At 68.0% G+C, this 16,370-nt stretch carries 14 protein-coding genes; 5 read left to right on the top strand and 9 right to left on the bottom strand.

The window, feature by feature from the left end; translation table 11 throughout:
* Positions 1 to 64: 64 nt before the first annotated feature.
* From QE363_RS07895 to QE363_RS07855, 9 genes are all read right to left on the bottom strand, one after another.
* Positions 65 to 1,663 (bottom strand): PepSY-associated TM helix domain-containing protein, encoded by a 1,599-nt coding sequence (locus QE363_RS07895; RefSeq protein ID WP_309694026.1) that lies wholly within the window; start codon positions 1,661 to 1,663, stop codon positions 65 to 67.
* A gap of 6 nt (positions 1,664 to 1,669) precedes the next feature.
* A complete protein-coding gene (locus tag QE363_RS07890; protein WP_307104233.1) occupies positions 1,670 to 1,966 on the bottom strand; it encodes a hypothetical protein in 297 nt (98 codons plus the stop codon).
* Entirely contained in the window at positions 1,963 to 2,238 is a 276-nt protein-coding gene (locus QE363_RS07885; RefSeq protein ID WP_309694021.1) for a hypothetical protein, read from the bottom strand. Before QE363_RS07885 ends, QE363_RS07890 begins: the two co-directional genes overlap by 4 nt.
* Positions 2,235 to 3,065, bottom strand: coding sequence for an alpha/beta hydrolase-fold protein (locus tag QE363_RS07880; RefSeq protein ID WP_309694017.1), 831 nt, complete (start codon positions 3,063 to 3,065; stop codon positions 2,235 to 2,237). The genes QE363_RS07885 and QE363_RS07880 overlap by 4 nt, the downstream gene beginning before the upstream one ends.
* Positions 3,059 to 5,221, bottom strand: a complete 2,163-nt coding sequence (locus QE363_RS07875; RefSeq protein ID WP_309694015.1) for a TonB-dependent siderophore receptor — start codon at positions 5,219 to 5,221, stop codon at positions 3,059 to 3,061. The genes QE363_RS07880 and QE363_RS07875 overlap by 7 nt, the downstream gene beginning before the upstream one ends.
* A 389-nt stretch (positions 5,222 to 5,610) precedes the next feature.
* On the bottom strand, positions 5,611 to 7,047 hold the full coding sequence (locus QE363_RS07870) for a TolC family protein (protein WP_309694013.1): 1,437 nt from the start codon (positions 7,045 to 7,047) through the stop codon (positions 5,611 to 5,613).
* Positions 7,044 to 8,117 carry an efflux RND transporter periplasmic adaptor subunit gene (locus tag QE363_RS07865; RefSeq protein WP_307104221.1) on the bottom strand — a complete coding sequence of 358 codons (1,074 nt, stop codon included), beginning with the start codon at positions 8,115 to 8,117 and terminating at the stop codon, positions 7,044 to 7,046. Before QE363_RS07865 ends, QE363_RS07870 begins: the two co-directional genes overlap by 4 nt.
* Positions 8,101 to 9,786, bottom strand: coding sequence for an ABC transporter ATP-binding protein (locus QE363_RS07860; RefSeq protein ID WP_309694009.1), 1,686 nt, complete (start codon positions 9,784 to 9,786; stop codon positions 8,101 to 8,103). Before QE363_RS07860 ends, QE363_RS07865 begins: the two co-directional genes overlap by 17 nt.
* A gap of 147 nt (positions 9,787 to 9,933) precedes the next feature.
* Positions 9,934 to 11,781, bottom strand: a complete 1,848-nt coding sequence (locus tag QE363_RS07855) for a methyl-accepting chemotaxis protein (protein ID WP_309694006.1) — start codon at positions 11,779 to 11,781, stop codon at positions 9,934 to 9,936.
* 233 nt (positions 11,782 to 12,014) lie between these two features.
* Between QE363_RS07855 and QE363_RS07850 the strand changes: the two genes are divergently transcribed.
* From QE363_RS07850 to map, 5 genes are all read left to right on the top strand, one after another.
* A complete protein-coding gene (locus tag QE363_RS07850; protein WP_307104215.1) occupies positions 12,015 to 12,566 on the top strand; it encodes a TetR/AcrR family transcriptional regulator in 552 nt (183 codons plus the stop codon).
* 64 nt (positions 12,567 to 12,630) lie between these two features.
* The gene (locus tag QE363_RS07845; RefSeq protein ID WP_309694002.1) at positions 12,631 to 14,751 is read left to right on the top strand and encodes a S9 family peptidase; all 2,121 of its coding nucleotides are present in this window, start codon (positions 12,631 to 12,633) and stop codon (positions 14,749 to 14,751) included.
* Between the two features lie 97 nt (positions 14,752 to 14,848).
* Positions 14,849 to 15,214 (top strand): YbaN family protein, encoded by a 366-nt coding sequence (locus QE363_RS07840; RefSeq protein ID WP_309693999.1) that lies wholly within the window; start codon positions 14,849 to 14,851, stop codon positions 15,212 to 15,214.
* A gap of 43 nt (positions 15,215 to 15,257) precedes the next feature.
* Entirely contained in the window at positions 15,258 to 15,464 is a 207-nt protein-coding gene (locus tag QE363_RS07835; protein WP_307104209.1) for a ParD-like family protein, read from the top strand.
* A 1-nt stretch (position 15,465) separates the two neighbouring features.
* Positions 15,466 to 16,230, top strand: coding sequence for a type I methionyl aminopeptidase (gene map, locus QE363_RS07830; RefSeq protein ID WP_309693995.1), 765 nt, complete (start codon positions 15,466 to 15,468; stop codon positions 16,228 to 16,230).
* Positions 16,231 to 16,370: the final 140 nt, after the last annotated feature.

Below are 16,370 nucleotides of genomic sequence, written 5' to 3'. Positions count from 1 at the left end.
GTTCCTTCGACGCCTTACTGGGACTCCGTCATTATAGCATTTGATAGTCATTATCAACAAAGAGTCATGTCGTGGCGATGCGCGGTGCGGCCCAGACGCTGTCGCGTGGCCCTGCCACCGCACGCCGCCGGGCGGCACGCGCCATGACGGCAAAGCCGATCGCCCCCAGTGTCGCGACCCCGTCGACCAACTGGCTCGCACCGGGATGGCTCCAGCCCTGTGCGAATATGGGGGACAGGAGCGTGGTGAGCGGAATGGCGGCGGTCGCGCCGGCGGCGACCCACAACAACTCCGATCCGCTGCGCGCCGCACCGCGGATCAGCGCCCAGGCGACCGCCGCGACGAACACCAGATAATAGATGCGCCCATGCCATGCGCCGATATCGGCGCGGTCGGCGGGCAGCCACTTGGCGGCGGCGATCGTCAGCGAGATCCCGGCGACGCAGCCCAGCGGCACGCCCACGGTCAGGCTGCCGAGGATGCGGGTCGCGCGCGTCTGCTCCACCATAGCCGCCTTGCGCTCCTTGCGCCGGCGGCTCTCGATCCACAGCAGATTGCCCGAGTAGAACAGGAAGGCACCGGCAAGACCCAGCAGGAAATAGGACCAGCGCACCGGCGCGCCGCCGAAGCTGCCGAAATGCAGCGCGAAGAAGGAGGTGACCGCCGCGAACCACGGCCCCTGCCGCCCCGGCATATAATCCGCCTCGGTAATCGCACCGGTGCGGGTGTCGATCTCCGCCCGGCCATAGGTGGGCGCGCGCATGCCATAGCGTTGGTCGACGCCCGTGAGATCGCCCTGGGCGCCCCCCTTGGCATCATGGCGATAGGTGATCGAGCGCAGCGCGAAGCCGGGCGCCTGTGCCGCGATCCGCCGTTGCAGTTCGACGGGCGACAAGGTGCCCTGCACCGCCTCGAGCGCGGGCGGCTCGGGCGGGCCGGGCGGCGGCGGGGCCCGCCGCTCGACCCTCGCCGCGCCGACCCGATACACCGCGCCCTGGGCGGCATAGATCTGGTCGTGAAATGCGAAGATGACGGCGGTGATGGCCATGACGATATGGAAGGGCAGGCTGAACAGACCCAACAGATTGTGAAGGTCGAGCCACATTCGCTTGATATTCTTGCCGAAGCGCAGCGCGAACAGGTCCTTGGCCAGGCTGGGCAGCAGACAGATGACGCCCGAGACGATGGCAACGGCGTAAAGCAGCGAGACCAGCCCCATGATCGGCATCGCCGTCCTGCGATCGAGCGGCAGGCCGACCTGCTGGTGCAGCACGTCGACCAGTTCCGCGACCGGCGAGGCGTCCTGCCGGACCACCTGCAACGCGCCCTCCGGGGTCAGCGCGGCGAGGAAGGTCGGGCCCGGCGCGCGGCGGTTGCCGGTGGTCCAGCTCAGCCGCGCGGGCATGTCGGGGCCGGTGTCGAAATGGACGGTATAGGCGGCACGCGCATCGGGCCGCGCGCGCAGCACCTTGGCGATCAGCTCGGGTGTGCGATCCAGCGACGGCGGCGGCGCGATGCTGGCGGGGGCGGAAGCCCATCGGTTCAGCGGCTCGGCGAACATCGTGATCGCGCCGGCATAAAAGGCGATGAACAGCGCCAGCCCGGCGATAATGCCGACCCAGCTATGCACATCCTTATAGGTCTTCAGAATATCGGTGCGCATCGGCGATCACCCCAGAAGCAGGCGCGCGGCGATATAGGCCGCCCAGGCCATCAGATTGGCGAGCGCCAGCCAACCCCATGCGCGCGCGCCGCTGCGGAACAGGAAACAAAGGCCCAGCACCAGGCACCAGATCGGCGACACCAGCCACATGGCGAGCTGTTTCTGCGCGCTGAACGGGCCATCGTCCGTCGAGAACAGCGCCGCGAACAGACAGGTGAGCGCCAGGGCCAGCGTCAGCCCCAGCAGGGCGGCGGCCGATACCTTGCCGAACCAGTCGCGGCTGGTGAGAAGCGGACGGCTCATCGCGCCGCCTCCCGCCGGAAACGCCACCAGCGTGCCGCCACCGGGACGATGCTCCAGACCAGCATCGCCCCCGTCATCCAGGTGAAGACGGCGGTCGCCGGACCCTGCACGGTCATCAGCAACGCCAGCGCGACCGCCAGCAGCACGATCCCGGCGATCCGACCGGACCGCCGCGCCCCGCCACCGGCGATCAGGGCCTGATGCGGCGTGCCCACATAAAGGCATAGAGCTCCGCCGATAATGGCGAAGGCGGCGCTCCAGGCCGCGATCACGGCGCGGCCCGTGCAAAGGCGAAGCGGATCGCCGGTGCCATCGCCGCCAGCATCGTCGTTCCATGCGACTGGCCCGGCAGCGGCAGGAAGCGGGCATGGTCCGCGCCGCCGCCCCGATCGAGCGACCGCGCCAGCTCGGCGGGAGGGGCCGCGGCCGCGTCGCCCTCCGCGATCAGGATGCGAGGGTGCGAGGCCCCGGCGGTCGCGGCCTCACGCGCGATCAGGCCGTTGCCGAACCAGAGCGACGGGCTGACCGCGACGACGCCGCCGAACATCGCCGGACGGGTCAGTGCGGCATGCAGCGCGAGCAGGCCGCCGAAGCTGTGGCCGAGCAGCGTCTCGCGCGATCGATCGACCCGCCAATGCTGGCGGACGAACGGCTGCACCTGTCGCTCGACGAGGTCCAGAAACGCCTCGGCCCCGCCGGTCGGCCATCCACTGCCGGGGCTGTTCGCGGGGATCGTCCAGCCGGGCGTGGCGGGGGTATAGTCGCGGGCGCGACGCTGGAGCGAGCCCGCCGCGATCCCGACGACGATGCCCTCCCCCACGCCGCTGCGCGCGCCCGCCCCGGCCAGCCGACGCGCGGTCAGCGCCGCGATCGCGAAATTATCCTCGCCGTCCAGCACATAGAGCACCGGATAGCCGGAGGGCGGCGGCGGTGCCTCCGGCCAGGCGACGAAGAGGCGATACGCCTCTCCGTCCGGTGCATGGACGACCCGCTCGACGCTGCGCGGCAGCGTATAGGGCGGTCCCGCGGGCGGCTCCGGCATCGCCGCCGCAACCGGCGACGCCAGCGCGAGCAGGCCCGCCAGCCACGCGCTTACCACCGGTATTGCAGCCGCAGGTTCAGCGTGCGTCCCGACCCGTAGAAACAGGCCGATGCCGACGAGCACAGGGCGACATAGCGCCGGTTGGTCAGGTTGCGCGCATTGACCGACAGGATGATACCGCTGGCAAAGGCCTTGCGCAGGAACAGGTCGTACAGCGTATAGCCCGGCACGCGATAGGCGTTGGCGGTATCGCCATAGGACACGCCGACATAGCGCACCCCGCCGCCCAGGCCGACGCCGCCCAGCGCCCCGCCCTCGGCAAAGCGATAATCGGCGAACAGCGACCCCATCCAGTCGGGCACCTGGGTCAGCCGATTGCCCTGCTGCCCCTTTGCCCCGCGCGTGATCTCGCTGTCCATATAGGTGCCGGTCGCGATCAGGCTCAGGCCGCCGATCAGCGTCGCCTTGCCCTCCAGCTCGACGCCACGGATGCGACCCTGGCCGGTCTGCACCTGACAGGTCGTGCCCGCGCAGACATGGCTTTCGTCCGGGTCGGGGCTGGCGAGGTTATTCTGGGTCAGCTGGTACATCGCGGCGGTGAGCAGCGCGTTGCTGCCCTGCGGCTGGTATTTCACGCCGACCTCATATTGGTCGCCTGTCGTCGGCTTGAACGGCGTGCCGTCGAAATATTGCCCGGTCGTCGGCTGGAACGAGGTCGAGTAGCTGGCATAGGGCGCCACGCCGCTGGGCGAGATCCAGGTCGCCCCTGCGCGCCACGTCATCTTGTCGGCCTTGGTCACCGTCACCGGATCGGTGGTGCCGGTCGCCAGTTCGTTGACCTGATGGTTCTTGGCCCAGTCGTAACGCGCGCCCAGGGTGACATGCAGCTGGCCGAGCGAGAGCTGATCCTGGCCATAGGCGCCGACCTGTTCCAGCCGCGCGTTCAGATGGACCTGCGGCCGGAGCGTCGAGAGGATCCGCCCCACCCCTTGCGACACGGGGTTGAAGATGTCGGGCATCGCCGGAACGTCGGTCGACAGGTCGCGCAGGTGCCGCCATTCGGTGTCGAGCATGTCGACGCCCAGCAGCACCCGGTGCGCCAGCCGACCGGTGTCGATGCGACCCTCCAGCTTGGTATCGAGACCATAGCCGTCGGAATGGCCGACGCCGCGCACCGCGCGCCGGTTGATCGTCTTGCCGTTGGACAGGGTGCCGCCGCGCAGCACCGTCCCCTCGAACAGCGTCTCGACGCGGGTGTAGCGACCATTTTGCCGCAGCTCGAAGCGATCGGAAAAGGCATGGCGCAGTTCGTAGCCGAGCAGATACTGGTTGCGGTCATAGGTGTTGAACTGCGGCTCGCCCAGAAACGCGTCCAGCCGGATATGGCGCCCGCCCGCGCCCGGCTGGCGCGATCCGATATCGGGCAGGAACTGGAAGGTCGATCCGCCCTCGTCGCGCTGATATTGCGCCATCAGCGTGACGCTGGTCGCCGCATCGGGCGCCCAGGTCAGGCTGGGCGCGATGTAATAGCGGCCCGTCTTGATCGAATCGATCTGGGCATCGCCGTAACGCGCCAGCCCGACCAGCCGTGCGGTGACCGTGCCATCGGCGGTCAGCGGCCCCGACACATCCGCCGCGCCCTGATACTGCCACTTGCCGAGGCTGGTGAACCCGGCCCCCTGCAACATGATCTCGCCGCGCGGGGTCGCGGTCGGCCGCTTCGTCACCAGATTGACGATACCGCCCGGCGCCACCTGCCCGAACAGCACCGCCGAGGGGCCCTTCAGCACCTCGATCTGCTGGAGCGCGAAGGGATCGAAGGCGGTGCGCGTCCATTGACCGCCCGCGGGCAACCGGATGCCGTCGAGGAACAGATTGTCGCTGAAGCTGCCCGCCGAAAAGCCGCGTACCGAAAAGCTGTCGGCGCGGCTGTCGATGCCATCCTGCTCGGCCTGGACCCCGGCGGTATAGGCCAGCGCCTCGGTCACGCTGTGCACCGCGCGGACGTCGAGTTCCTCGCGCGTGATGACCGAGATGGATTGCGGCACTTCGATCAGGCGCGTCGCGGTCTTGGTGCCCGACGTCGCCTGGGTCTGCCCCGTGGCGGTCACGACGATGTCGGTATCGCGAAGCGCATCGCCCTTGTTATCCTGGGCCGCCTCGGCCGAGGTCGCCGCCGACAGCAGCAACCCGATACCCAAACAGATTTTCATACGTCTCCCGCCCCTTGGTACGCGCCGCCCTGACGGCGCTTCCGTGATAATTCGGGGGCGTCTAATGGCGTCGGCTAATGAGAGTCAATCGCATATGAACAGGATGTTGTAATGTTTGAGGAATATCGGCCACATCCGGCAAAGGGCGACGCCTTCCTTCCCTCGCCCCTCGCAGAGGGGAAAGGGTTGCGCAGACTTGGCCTTTGCGAGAGCAAAGGCTTAGTTGGAGCTGGGTGAGGGGTGGGCGCTCGCTTTGCGAGCGCGCGAGCCCTTGGGCTCGCTCAACCCCTCACCCAAGCTGCGCTAGCCAGCAGGCTGGCAAGCTTCGCCAACCCTCTCCCCTGTCCAGGGGAGAGGGAAGAAGACGCAATCCTGAATGGCGATCCGACCTAGGGGTCGAGCCCCAGCGCGGCGCGATCGGCGGTGGCGCTGGCCAGTTCGGCGCGCGCGGCGGCGATCCGGGCCTGGGCGTCGATCAGGCGGACACGGGCGTCATTGGCGGTTTCCTCGCGCTGGTTGACCAGGAAGAAGTCGCTCGATCCCAGTTCGAAGCGGCGCCGCTCGGCCGCCGCGAGCCGCTCGGCCAGTTGCCGTTCCTGGTCGGCGATCCCGGCCAGCTTCTCGGCCGCGCCGACGCCGATCAATATACCCTCCACCTCGACCGCGATCTGGTCGCGCAGGAACCGGCTGCGCGCCGCCAGCGCGTCCATCTCCGCCTGTGCCTCCGCGATCCGACCCTTGGCCGCGCGGTTCTGGAGCGGCAGCGAAAAGCGAAAGCCGACCGCCGCCTCCAGTGGGGTGCGCGACGGCCCGCCCAGCCCGACCGGGCCGATATCCTTGCCCGCCTCGCCCCGCAGGTCGAGCCGGGGGCGCAGGTCGTTCTGCGCCAGCGCCAGCCGCGCCGTCCCCTGGTCGATCCGCGCCAGCAGCATCTGAATGTCGGGCCGCTGCTGCGCGAAGTCGGCGCGCGCGGCCGCCGCCACCCCCGACAGTGCCTCGGCCCCTTGCGGCAGACGGTCCGGCCCGACCAGCAGAGGCTCGCCCGCCGCGTCGCGGAAATAGAGCGACAGCGCATTGGCCGCCGCCTGGAAATCGCCTTCCGCCCGCACCACCAGTGCCCGGCGGCGCACGAGATTCTGGTCGTTCTCCGCCAGCAATATGTCGGGCCGCGCGCCCAGCTGGACCTGGCGGGCCAGGCCGCCGCGACGGCTCTCGGACAGCGCCAGCAGGTCGCGATAGGCGCGCAGCCGCAGGCCCGCCGCCACCCAATTCTGATAGGCGTCGATCGCGCGCCGCTGCACCCCGATCGCCACCGCCTCGCGCTCGAACCGCGCAATGTCGATATCGCCCGAGGCCAGCGTGCGGCGGGTCCGACGCTCGTCCACCAGCCGGTCGCGCAGCAGCGAATAGAGCGCGCCGACCTTCACCTCGCCCAGGCGATTGGTATAGTTCTGGTTCTCATAGACCGGGAAATCACCCCGGCTGACGCGGTAGCCACCATAGACATAGCCGCCATTGTCGCCCAGCGGACGGGTCGCGGTGGCCGAGGCGACGGTGCCGTCATAATAGCCCAGCGTGCGCGACCGGCCCTCCGCCTCGAACACCGTGTCGAACGCGCCGTTCGCGGTCAGGGCCCGCCCCTCGGCCGCGCGGACCTTGGCCAGCGCCTCGACGATCTGCGGCGCGGCGCGGGCGGAGGCGCGCAGCACCTCGTCCAGGGTCAGCGGCCCCGTGCCGGTGGCCTGCACCGGCACGGGGTTGGGCCGGATACGCTGCGCCGTAGCGGGCGCGGCGAGCATCGACAGGATCAGCAGCGGCCGGATCATTTGGGCTTGCCCGCCTTGGCCGCGATCTTCTTGTCGTCCTCCTTCTCGGTGGCCTTGTCGGTCGCGACCTTGCCGAATTCCAGCGGGAAGTCGTTCAGCTGGCGCCAGAGTTCATAGCCGACGCTGACCGTCTCCCCCTGCACCCAGCCCTGCACCTTGCCGCCCAACCGGACGAAGCGCCGCTCGGGCCAGGCGGGCTTGCCCGGCACCGGCTCGACCAGGATGCGGAACAGCCCCTGGGCGTTGGCGGTCGGGTCGATGCTGCGGATGCGGCCGTCGAAAAAGCCGTAGGCGACCGATGGCCAGCCGCTGAACTGGATCGCGGGCCACCCCTCGAACTCCAGCCGCACCGGGCGGCCGGGGCGCAACAGCGGCACGTCGCGACCGTCGATCATCAGCTCGACCGCGCGTTCGACCTGTTCCGGCGCGACCACCGCCAGCGCCGTCCCGGCGGACACCAGCGCACCACCGGCGGTGGCGTTCAGATTCTGGATACGGCCGTCGCGCGGGGCGCGGACGAGCTGGGCCGACTGGCGGTTCAGCTGGACGTCGATCCGGTTGAGCTTGGCGCGCGACTCCGCCAGCTTGGCCCCAGAGTCGGACACCTTGATCTGCGCCTGTTCATAGTCGCGCCGCGAGGCCAGTCCTTCGGCGAACAGCTGGCGGGTGCGGTTGACGTCGATCTGCGCCACCGCCTGCGACTGGCGGACCGAGGCGATCTCCGCCTCGACCTGCGCGCGCTCGGCGGCCAGGCGCGACAGCAGATTGGGATCGAGATCGACGATGCGCGCGATCGGGTCGCCGCGCTTCACCGGCTGGCCGTCCTGGACATACCAGCGCTCGACCCGTCCGGGGACCAGCGCGGTCACGTCCTGCGCGCGGTCCTCCGGGTCGAGCGCCACGACCTGCCCCCGCCCCTGCGCGGTCTGGAGCCAGGGCACCGCGAACAGGATGAAGACCACCACCGCGATGCCGACCGTCAGGATCCAGGCGATGGCGACCGCCACGCGCGGCGGACGCAGCGAGGCCAGGGTGCGGAAATGCGCGAGATGCTCAGGCAGATGCGACATCGCCACCCTCCTGACGATAAGCGGCCTGAAGATCGGCGAGATGGTCAAAGCGCCGCTGTTCGGTCAGGCCCAGATAGAGATACCCGTCCAGCGTCAGATCCTCGGGTCGGCCGGTGCAGAGCAACACGGTGGTGCCATGCGTCTTCAGCAGGCGCAGCGCCGCCAGCAGCCGCTGCGGCGGCAACAGGTCGAACAGCTGGCCGAGCAGCAACAGCCGGGGCCGGACGAGCAGTGCATTGGCCAGCTTCAGCGCCATGGTCTCCCCGACGCTGAGCGGATAGCCGGTCGAGCCGAGCAGGGTGTCCAGCCCCTGCGGCAGGCTGGCCAGACGCCGCTCGAGCCCGACCATGGCGAGCGCCGCCATCGCATCCTCGGCGCGTTCGCCCGATGCCAAGCGCAGATATTCGCGGATCGTGACCTCGACGATGGTCGAACGGTCGAGCACCGTCACGTCCGAGCGCAGATGGTACATGTCGAACGACCCCAAATCGGTGCCGCCGATCCGCACCAGCCCGCGCTCGGGCACCACGTGCCGTTTCAGCAACATGGCCAGCCGCCGCTCTGCGCCGGGTTCGGCGACGGTGACGAGCTGCTCCCCCGCCGCCAGGGTCAGATTGTACCGCGCCTGGTCGAACCGGACATCGGTCATCTTCACCGCGCCGTCGCGCGGACCGTTGTCGCCCAGCACCTTGGGCTCCTGCGGAATGGCAAACAGCAGCGACAGCTCCTCGGAACTGGCGACCAGGTCGTAGAAGGTGTCGAGATACAAGCCGAGCTGCGAAATGCCGTAGAAGACGCCCGACAGGATCAGCTCGGCGGCGACCAGCTGGCCCAGCGACAATTGTCCGCGCAGGATCAGCATGCCGCCCAGCAGCAGCAACCCGGCGCTGGCAAAGGCATAGATCAGCAGGAACGCGATCGTCTGCGCGAACTGATAGCGGAAATAGCGGCGATGCGTGTCGACATAGCTGGCGGTCATCGCCTCCGACCGCGCCATCGCGAAGTCGAGGTGGCGCAGCGACTTGTAGAAGCCGTTCGATCCGCCGACGCTCTCCAGCCAGCGCGCGGCATTGTGCTTGGCATGGCTGAGTGCGACCGCGCCGCTGATCGCCCCGCGCCGCCACAGCAGCCAGACGAGCAGCACCGCCGCCACCAGCACGGCGTTGAAGGCCAGGAAGACCGGGTGGTAGAAGCTGGTGATCGTCAGTCCGATCACCGCCTGCAACATGATGGTGAACGCCCCGATCACCAGGCTGGGCACCGATTTCTGGACGACGACCAGATCGAAGAAGCGATTGAACAGGTCGCCGCGATTGCCGTCGGCGAAGAATGGGTCCTGCGCATGCACCGCGCGCAGCGTGACCTCGGCCACCACGCGCGAGAACAGGCGGCGCTCGAACGCGGCCATGATCCACACCCGAAGCGCGCTGAGCCCCGCGACCAGCAACAGCAACAGCAGCAGCACGCCCGACAGCGCCCAGAGCGGGGCGGGCATCGCGGTGTTGGCCACGCTGTTGATCAGCAGCTGGACCGAGATGGGCGTGGCCAGCGCCAACAGGCTGATCGCGATGGTATAGACCATGCCCAGCCGCACATAGGCCGCGTCCGGCCCCATGATCTGCGCCAGCCAGCCGACCGCGTCCCGAAATCCCAACCGCTTCGCTGCCACGAAGGCCCCCTTTTCCGTTTCGACGCGCCCCATCGCACCGAAATTTTTCTGGATCGTTTCTGCGGCGTAAAGAAAGGTACGAAGCGGCCTAATCTATGTCGTTTTTCCCATCATGCCTTCCTGCGCCGCCGCAGCGAGACGGACGGATCAGAAGGCATCCCAGTCATCGTCGGCCAGCGCGACATTGCCCTGGACACGCGGCGCCGGGGCGCTGCTGCGGATGCGCGGCGCCGCCGTCGCCACCCGGTCCTGAAGCGCATGGACCGGCGAGGTCGGCGCGGGCGCGGGCATCCCGATGCGGAAACGGGCGATCTGGTTGGCCAGGCCGTCGGCTTCCGCCGCCAGGCTGCGCGCGGCAGCGGTCGCTTCCTCGACCATCGCGGCATTCTGCTGGGTCACGCTGTCCATCTCGCCGACCGCAGTATTGACCTGCTGGAGCCCGGCCGCCTGCTGTTCGGCCGCGCTGGCGATCTCGCCGACCAGGCTGCTGACCTCGACGATCCGGTCGATGATGCCGGTCAGCGCGTCCCCGGTCTCGCCGACCAGACGGACGCCCTCGGCCACCTGTTCGGACGAAGCACTGATCCGGTCCTTGACGTCCTTGGCGGCGTCGGCCGAACGCTGCGCCAGCGCCCGGACTTCCGATGCGACGACGGCGAAGCCCTTGCCCGCATCGCCCGCGCGCGCCGCTTCGACACCGGCGTTCAGCGCGAGGAGATTGGTCTGAAAGGCGATGCCGTCGATCACGCCGATGATCTCGGAGATTTCGTTGGACCGCCGCTCGATGCCGCTCATCGCCTCGACCGCGTTGCGGACGATGCCCCCCGACCTCTCGACCAGCTCGCGCGCGTTGCGCACCGCCGCATTGGCGCTGGCGGTCCGCTCGACGGTCGAGCGCATCGTCGCGGTGATCTCGTCCATCGCCGAGGCGGTTTCCTCCAGGCTCGCGGCCTGCTGCTCGGTGCGCATCGACAGGTCGTCGGAGGCGGTGCGGATCTCGCTCGCGCCGCCGTTGATGCCCGACACGGCGGTCGACACCCGGCCCAGCGCGTCCTGCAAGGCTTCGGCGGCGGCGTTGAAGTCGGTCTTCAGCTTGGCGAACGGGCCGGTCAGCTGCGTGTCGATCCGGGTCAGCAGGTCGCCGCGCGCCAGTTCGGACAGGCCATGGCCAATGCTGTCGACGATCAGCGTCGTCTGCTCCGCCTTGGCCCGCTCCGCCGCCGCGAGCTGGTCGCGGAACCGGGTCATCGCCTGGGCCAGATCGCCGACCTCGTCGCGGCGATCGGCTTCGGGGACGGACACATGCATGTCGCCCGCCGCCAGTCGGCCCATCGCTTCGGTCATCGTGCCCAACGGCTTGGCGATCTGGCGGATCAACAGGACGAGCAGCGCCACCGTCAGCGCCACCGCGGCCAGGATCATCGCGAGGGTAATCAGTCGCCCGGTCGAGGCGATCGAATCGGCCTTGGCACGCGCCGCGTCCATGGCGGCGGTATAGGCGTCCTCTGCCCGGCCGAGCGCGGCGTTCTGCGCGTCGTAATCCTTGACCTCGGTCAGCGCGCTGGCCTGCGCCGCGGCGACCTCACCCTGGCGGGACAGGGCGATCGTGGCGGGGACATGGTCGAAATAGCGTTGCCAGACGGCGGCGAAGTCCTGCATCGCGGCCTTCGCGGTCGGGTCCTGTTCCAGCGACGCGACCTCCACGAGCGACTTGTTGATGATGTCGGCCGCCTTGCGCATCGCCTTTTCATGCGCGTCCATCACCTCGGGCGAGGTGCTGACGATATGGGTCATTTCTTCGGCGCGGGTGTTCGACGTCTGCGTATCGATGCTGTGGGTCAGCTTCTGGAGACGCGCCAGCCGCTGGGCGATATCGGCGGCATTGGCGCTCAGGGCGTTCTGATTGCGAATGGAAAGCCCGCCGACGATCAGCAAGGCCACCAGCACGACGGCGAAGCAGCTTATCAGCTTCGTACCGATCCGCAGGTTCTTCATTGCAAACTCCCTGTGTCTCTCGAATTCGTCGCCATGCCCCCGCATAGTGGCATGGAACGATAGACATGCCGGGTTAACAAAAACCTTTGCAGCAGGCCCCTCCCCGTGCCGAAGCGTCACGGTCGCCGCCTTCGCCCCCAGTCATGGGACAGGCCGAAAAGGATCGCGCGGCGTGCCTGTCGCATCGGCGGCAAGCCGTGTACGACCCGCCATCGAGCGGCAGGGAGTGTGGTGTGGCAGGCGGCGAGGCACGACGGAACGATCCCGAACGGCGGCAACGCATCATCGACGCGACGCTGGATGTCGTCGCCGAGCAGGGCGTGCCGGGGACCACGCATCGCCGGATCGCGGCGAAGGCGGCGGTGCCTCTGGGGTCGGTCACCTATTATTTCGCCTCGCTGGAGGAGCTGCTGACCACCGCCTTCGTCCAGTTGGCCGAGCGTTCCTCCGCCGCCTTCGCCGCGCATATGGCGCGGGCCAGCGATGCGGACAGCGCGCGCGAGGCGATCATCGACATCATCGCGGGGTCGGTCTGGGCGGAGCCGCGCACGCTGCTGCTGAGCTATGAACTCTATGCCTTTGCCGCGCGCCACCCTTCGGTCTCGACCGTGATGCAGGGGTGGATGAACAACAGCCGCGCCGCGCTGGAGCGTTTCTTCGACCCGCTGACCGCGCGCGCGCTGGATGCGCTGGTCGAGGGGATCGGCATCCACAACTCCATCGATCGCGATCCGCTCGACCGGGAGGCCATTCGCACCATCGTCCACCGGATCGCGGCGCCCTGACGGGCTTGCACCGGCGCGCAGGCCCCGCCATCCTGCCCCCCATGGATCGATCGGGGGGAAGCGAATGACGATGCGTTGGATGGCGGCGGCAAGTCTGGTCGCGCTGGCGATCCCGGCCATGGCGCAGGAGGCTCCAGTCCGCCCGCCCGTCGCCGCGAAGAAGCCCTATCAGGTGCCCTCGCCCAACGGCGCGCGCGAGGATGATTATTACTGGCTGCGCGACGACACCCGCAAGAATCCGGAGATGCTCGCCTATCTCAACGCCGAGAACGCCTATGCCGATGCGCAGCTGGCCGGGCTCAAGCCGCTCCAGACCCGGCTCTATGACGAGACGGTCGCGCATATCAAACAGGACGACAGCAGCGTCCCGTATCGCAAGAACGGCTATTGGTATTCCTCGCGCTTCGTGACCGGCGCCGACTATCCGCTGATCGAACGGCGGCAGGGCAGCCAGAGCGCCCCCGCCACCCTTCTCTTCGACCAGCCGGCCATGGCGAAGGGCCACAATTTCTTCTCACTGTCCGACTGGTCGGTCAGCCCGGACAACAAGATGGTCGCCTGGGCCGAGGATACGGTCGGGCGGCGGCAATATGTCTTGAAGGTCAAGGACATCGCGACCGGCCGCATCCTTGCCGACACCGTGACCAATATCGAGCCCAACATCATCTGGGCCGATGACAACCGCACCATCCTCTATATCGCCAAGGACCCGGTGACGCTGCGCGGCTATCGGGTCATGGCGCATCGGCTGGGCACGCCGGTCGGCGACGACCGCATGCTCTATGAGGAGAAGGACGATACCTTCCAGATGGGCATCGGCCGGACGACCGACGATCGCTATATCTGCATCGGCGTCCAGAGCACGGTCAGCGACGAGCAACGCTGCGCGCCGGCGACCGCACCCACCCGCTTTACCGTCATCGCCCCGCGCGAGCGCGAGTTCCGCTACAGCCCCGACCATCTGGGCCATCGCTGGATCATCCGCACCAATCGCGGGGCCAAGAACTACAAGCTCGTGACGCTGGCCGATGCCGACATGGCCAAGGGGGTCGCCGCCTGGCGCGATCTGGTGCCCGGCAGCGACACCGTGTTCATTGAGGATTTCAAGCCGTTCCAGGGGTTCGTCGCGATCGACCAGCGCGAGGGCGGCAACCGGATGATCCGCCTGCTGACCGATGCGGGCAAGTCGATCCCGGTCAAGGCGGACGAACCCGCCTATCGCATGAGCCTGTCGACCAACGAGGAGCCGGATACGCCCTGGGTCCGCTATACCTATGGCTCGCTGGTCACGCCGACCACGACCTTTGAGGTCAATGCCCGCACCGGCGAGCGCCGGACGCTCAAGGTGACGCCGGTGCCCGGCTATGATCCCAGCCGCTACGTCACCGAACGCGTCTGGGCCCCGGCCCGCGACGGAACGCGCGTGCCCGTCTCACTGGTCTATCGCCGCGACGTGAAGCGCGACGGCACCGCGCCGCTCTTTCAATATGCCTATGGCAGCTATGGCATTTCGACCGATCCGGGGGTCGATCCGGGGCGGATCGGGCTGCTCGATCGCGGCGTGGTCTATGCCATCGCGCATATTCGCGGCGGGCAGGAAATGGGGCGCGGATGGTATGATGACGGCCATCTGCTGAACAAGAAGAACAGCTTCACCGACTTCATCGACGTCACCCGTTATCTCGTGGCGCAGAAATATGCCGCGCCCGGCCGGGTCGCGGCGATGGGCGGCAGTGCGGGCGGCCTGCTGATGGGCGGGGTCGCGAACATGGCGCCGCAGGATTACAATGTCATCATCGCGCAGGTGCCCTTTGTCGACGTGGTGACGACGATGCTCGACGCCTCGATCCCGCTGACGACCTTCGAATATGACGAGTGGGGCAATCCGGCGAACAAGTCCTTTTACGATTACATGCTCAGCTATTCGCCCTATGACAATGTGGCGGCCAAGGCCTATCCGGCGCTCTATGTCGGCACCGGGCTGTGGGACAGCCAGGTGCAATATTACGAACCGGCCAAATGGGTCGCCAAGCTGCGCGCGACGAAGACCGACGCCAACCCGCTGCTGTTCCGGGTGAATATGGAGGCCGGGCATGGCGGCAAGTCGGGGCGGTTCGAGCGCATCCGCCAGAATGCCGAGTGGCAGGCGTTCATGCTGTCGCAGCTGGGCGTGGCGGGCGAATAATGGGCGGGGCGGGCTTTGCGGCCTGCCCTCCCCCCAAGGCCATGTCACGGGCGCGGGTCCCCTTCCCCCCATGCTCGCCCCCCGCTACGCATCACCCATGATACGGCTCGGCTGGCTTGTCCTGGGATTGCTGTTCGTCGCGCTCGGTGTGATCGGGGCGATCCTGCCGCTGATGCCGACGACGATCTTCCTGATCCTGGCGGCGGGCTGCTTCGCGCGCTCGTCGCCCCGGCTGGAGGCGTGGCTGCTCGATCATCCGCGCTTCGGCCCGACCCTGCGGGCCTGGCGACGGGACGGCGCGATCGGGGTCAAGGGCAAGGCCATGGCGTGCGGCGGCATGGCGCTGGGCTATGGCCTGTTCTGGCTGACGGCGGCCCCGCGCTGGCCGCTGGCGCTGCTGGTCGGGGCGGCGATGGCGGGCTGTGCGGGCTTCGTCCTCAGCCGCCCGACCGCGCGTTACTGAACGCGGTTGCGTCAGCAATATATGAACCGTATATGCTTCGTATATGGGCATAGTCAAAATCGACGATCACCTCCATGAAGAGGTCCGCCGCGCGAGCACGGTCATGTGCCGCTCGATCAACGCACAGGCCGAATTCTGGATGAAGATGGGCATGCTGGCCGAGGCCAATCCGACGCTCAGCTTCCATGACATCGTAAAGGCGCAGATGGCCGCCGCCGATGCCGCTCTGCCCCAGCCGATGGTCGCCTGACATGGTCAAGACGGCGGACGAGCTGGCGCTGATGCGCGTGTCGGGACGGCTGCTCGCCCAAGTGTTCGAGATGCTCGACGGGCTGACGCTGGCGGGCATGTCGACGCTGGCGATCAACGATAGGGTCGAGCATTTCATTACCCACGACCTGTCGGCCCGGCCCGCGAGCAAGGGGCAATATGGCTTTGCCTATGTGCTCAACAGCTCGATCAACCAGGTCGTCTGCCACGGCGTGCCCAGCGCCGACGACGTGGTTCGCGACGGCGACATCGTCAATCTGGACATCACGCTGGAAAAGAACGGCTTCATCGCCGATTCCAGCAAGACCTATATGGTCGGCGAGGTCGCGCCCGGCGCGAGGCGGCTGGTCCGCGTCGCGCAGGAGGCGATGTGGAAGGGCATCCGCCAGGTCCGGCCCGGCGCACGGCTGGGCGATGTCGGCGCGGCGATCGAGAAACATGCCAAGGCGAACGGCTATTCGGTGGTGCGCGACTATTGCGGCCATGGCATCGGGCGCGAGATGCACGAGGAACCCAATGTGCTGCACTTCGGACGGCCGGGAACCGGCGCGGTGCTGCGCGAGGGGATGACCTTCACCATCGAGCCGATGATCAACCAGGGGAGGCACAAGGTGTCGACCGGCGAGGATGGCTGGACGGTCGTGACAGACGACGGGAAGCTGTCGGCGCAGTTCGAACATACGGTCGCGGTGACGAAGAGCGGGGTGGAAGTGCTGACGCTGCGGACGGGTGAGAAGGTCGGCTGACTTACGTTCGTACCCCGGCGGAGGCCGGGGTCCAGTTTCGGTACGGCCCGTGGCGCACACGGCAATGCGTGGGAGGCATCAACGACGCGGTCGCTATAGCCTCCCCCGCATCGGCTGGCGCGCCACGCTGTTCGTAGAAA

The organism is Sphingomonas sp. SORGH_AS_0870, from assembly GCF_031453175.1.
In the GTDB taxonomy this organism is placed as follows: domain Bacteria; phylum Pseudomonadota; class Alphaproteobacteria; order Sphingomonadales; family Sphingomonadaceae; genus Sphingomonas.
Note: the sequence above shows the minus strand (reverse complement) of the source record. Positions and strands in the feature narration are given on the sequence as shown.

Excerpts from the sequence above, each read along its gene's own strand:
- QE363_RS07845 (WP_309694002.1), top strand. The coding sequence starts at position 12,631 with ATGACGATGCGTTGGATGGCGGCGGCAAGTCTGGTCGCGCTGGCGATC.
- QE363_RS07890 (WP_307104233.1), bottom strand. The coding sequence starts at position 1,966 with ATGAGCCGTCCGCTTCTCACCAGCCGCGACTGGTTCGGCAAGGTATCG.
- QE363_RS07835 (WP_307104209.1), top strand. The coding sequence starts at position 15,258 with ATGGGCATAGTCAAAATCGACGATCACCTCCATGAAGAGGTCCGCCGC.
- QE363_RS07870 (WP_309694013.1), bottom strand. The coding sequence starts at position 7,047 with ATGATCCGGCCGCTGCTGATCCTGTCGATGCTCGCCGCGCCCGCTACG.
- QE363_RS07865 (WP_307104221.1), bottom strand. The coding sequence starts at position 8,117 with ATGTCGCATCTGCCTGAGCATCTCGCGCATTTCCGCACCCTGGCCTCG.
- map (WP_309693995.1), top strand. The coding sequence starts at position 15,466 with ATGGTCAAGACGGCGGACGAGCTGGCGCTGATGCGCGTGTCGGGACGG.
- QE363_RS07875 (WP_309694015.1), bottom strand. The coding sequence starts at position 5,221 with ATGAAAATCTGTTTGGGTATCGGGTTGCTGCTGTCGGCGGCGACCTCG.
- QE363_RS07840 (WP_309693999.1), top strand. The coding sequence starts at position 14,849 with ATGATACGGCTCGGCTGGCTTGTCCTGGGATTGCTGTTCGTCGCGCTC.
- QE363_RS07895 (WP_309694026.1), bottom strand. The coding sequence starts at position 1,663 with ATGCGCACCGATATTCTGAAGACCTATAAGGATGTGCATAGCTGGGTC.
- QE363_RS07855 (WP_309694006.1), bottom strand. The coding sequence starts at position 11,781 with ATGAAGAACCTGCGGATCGGTACGAAGCTGATAAGCTGCTTCGCCGTC.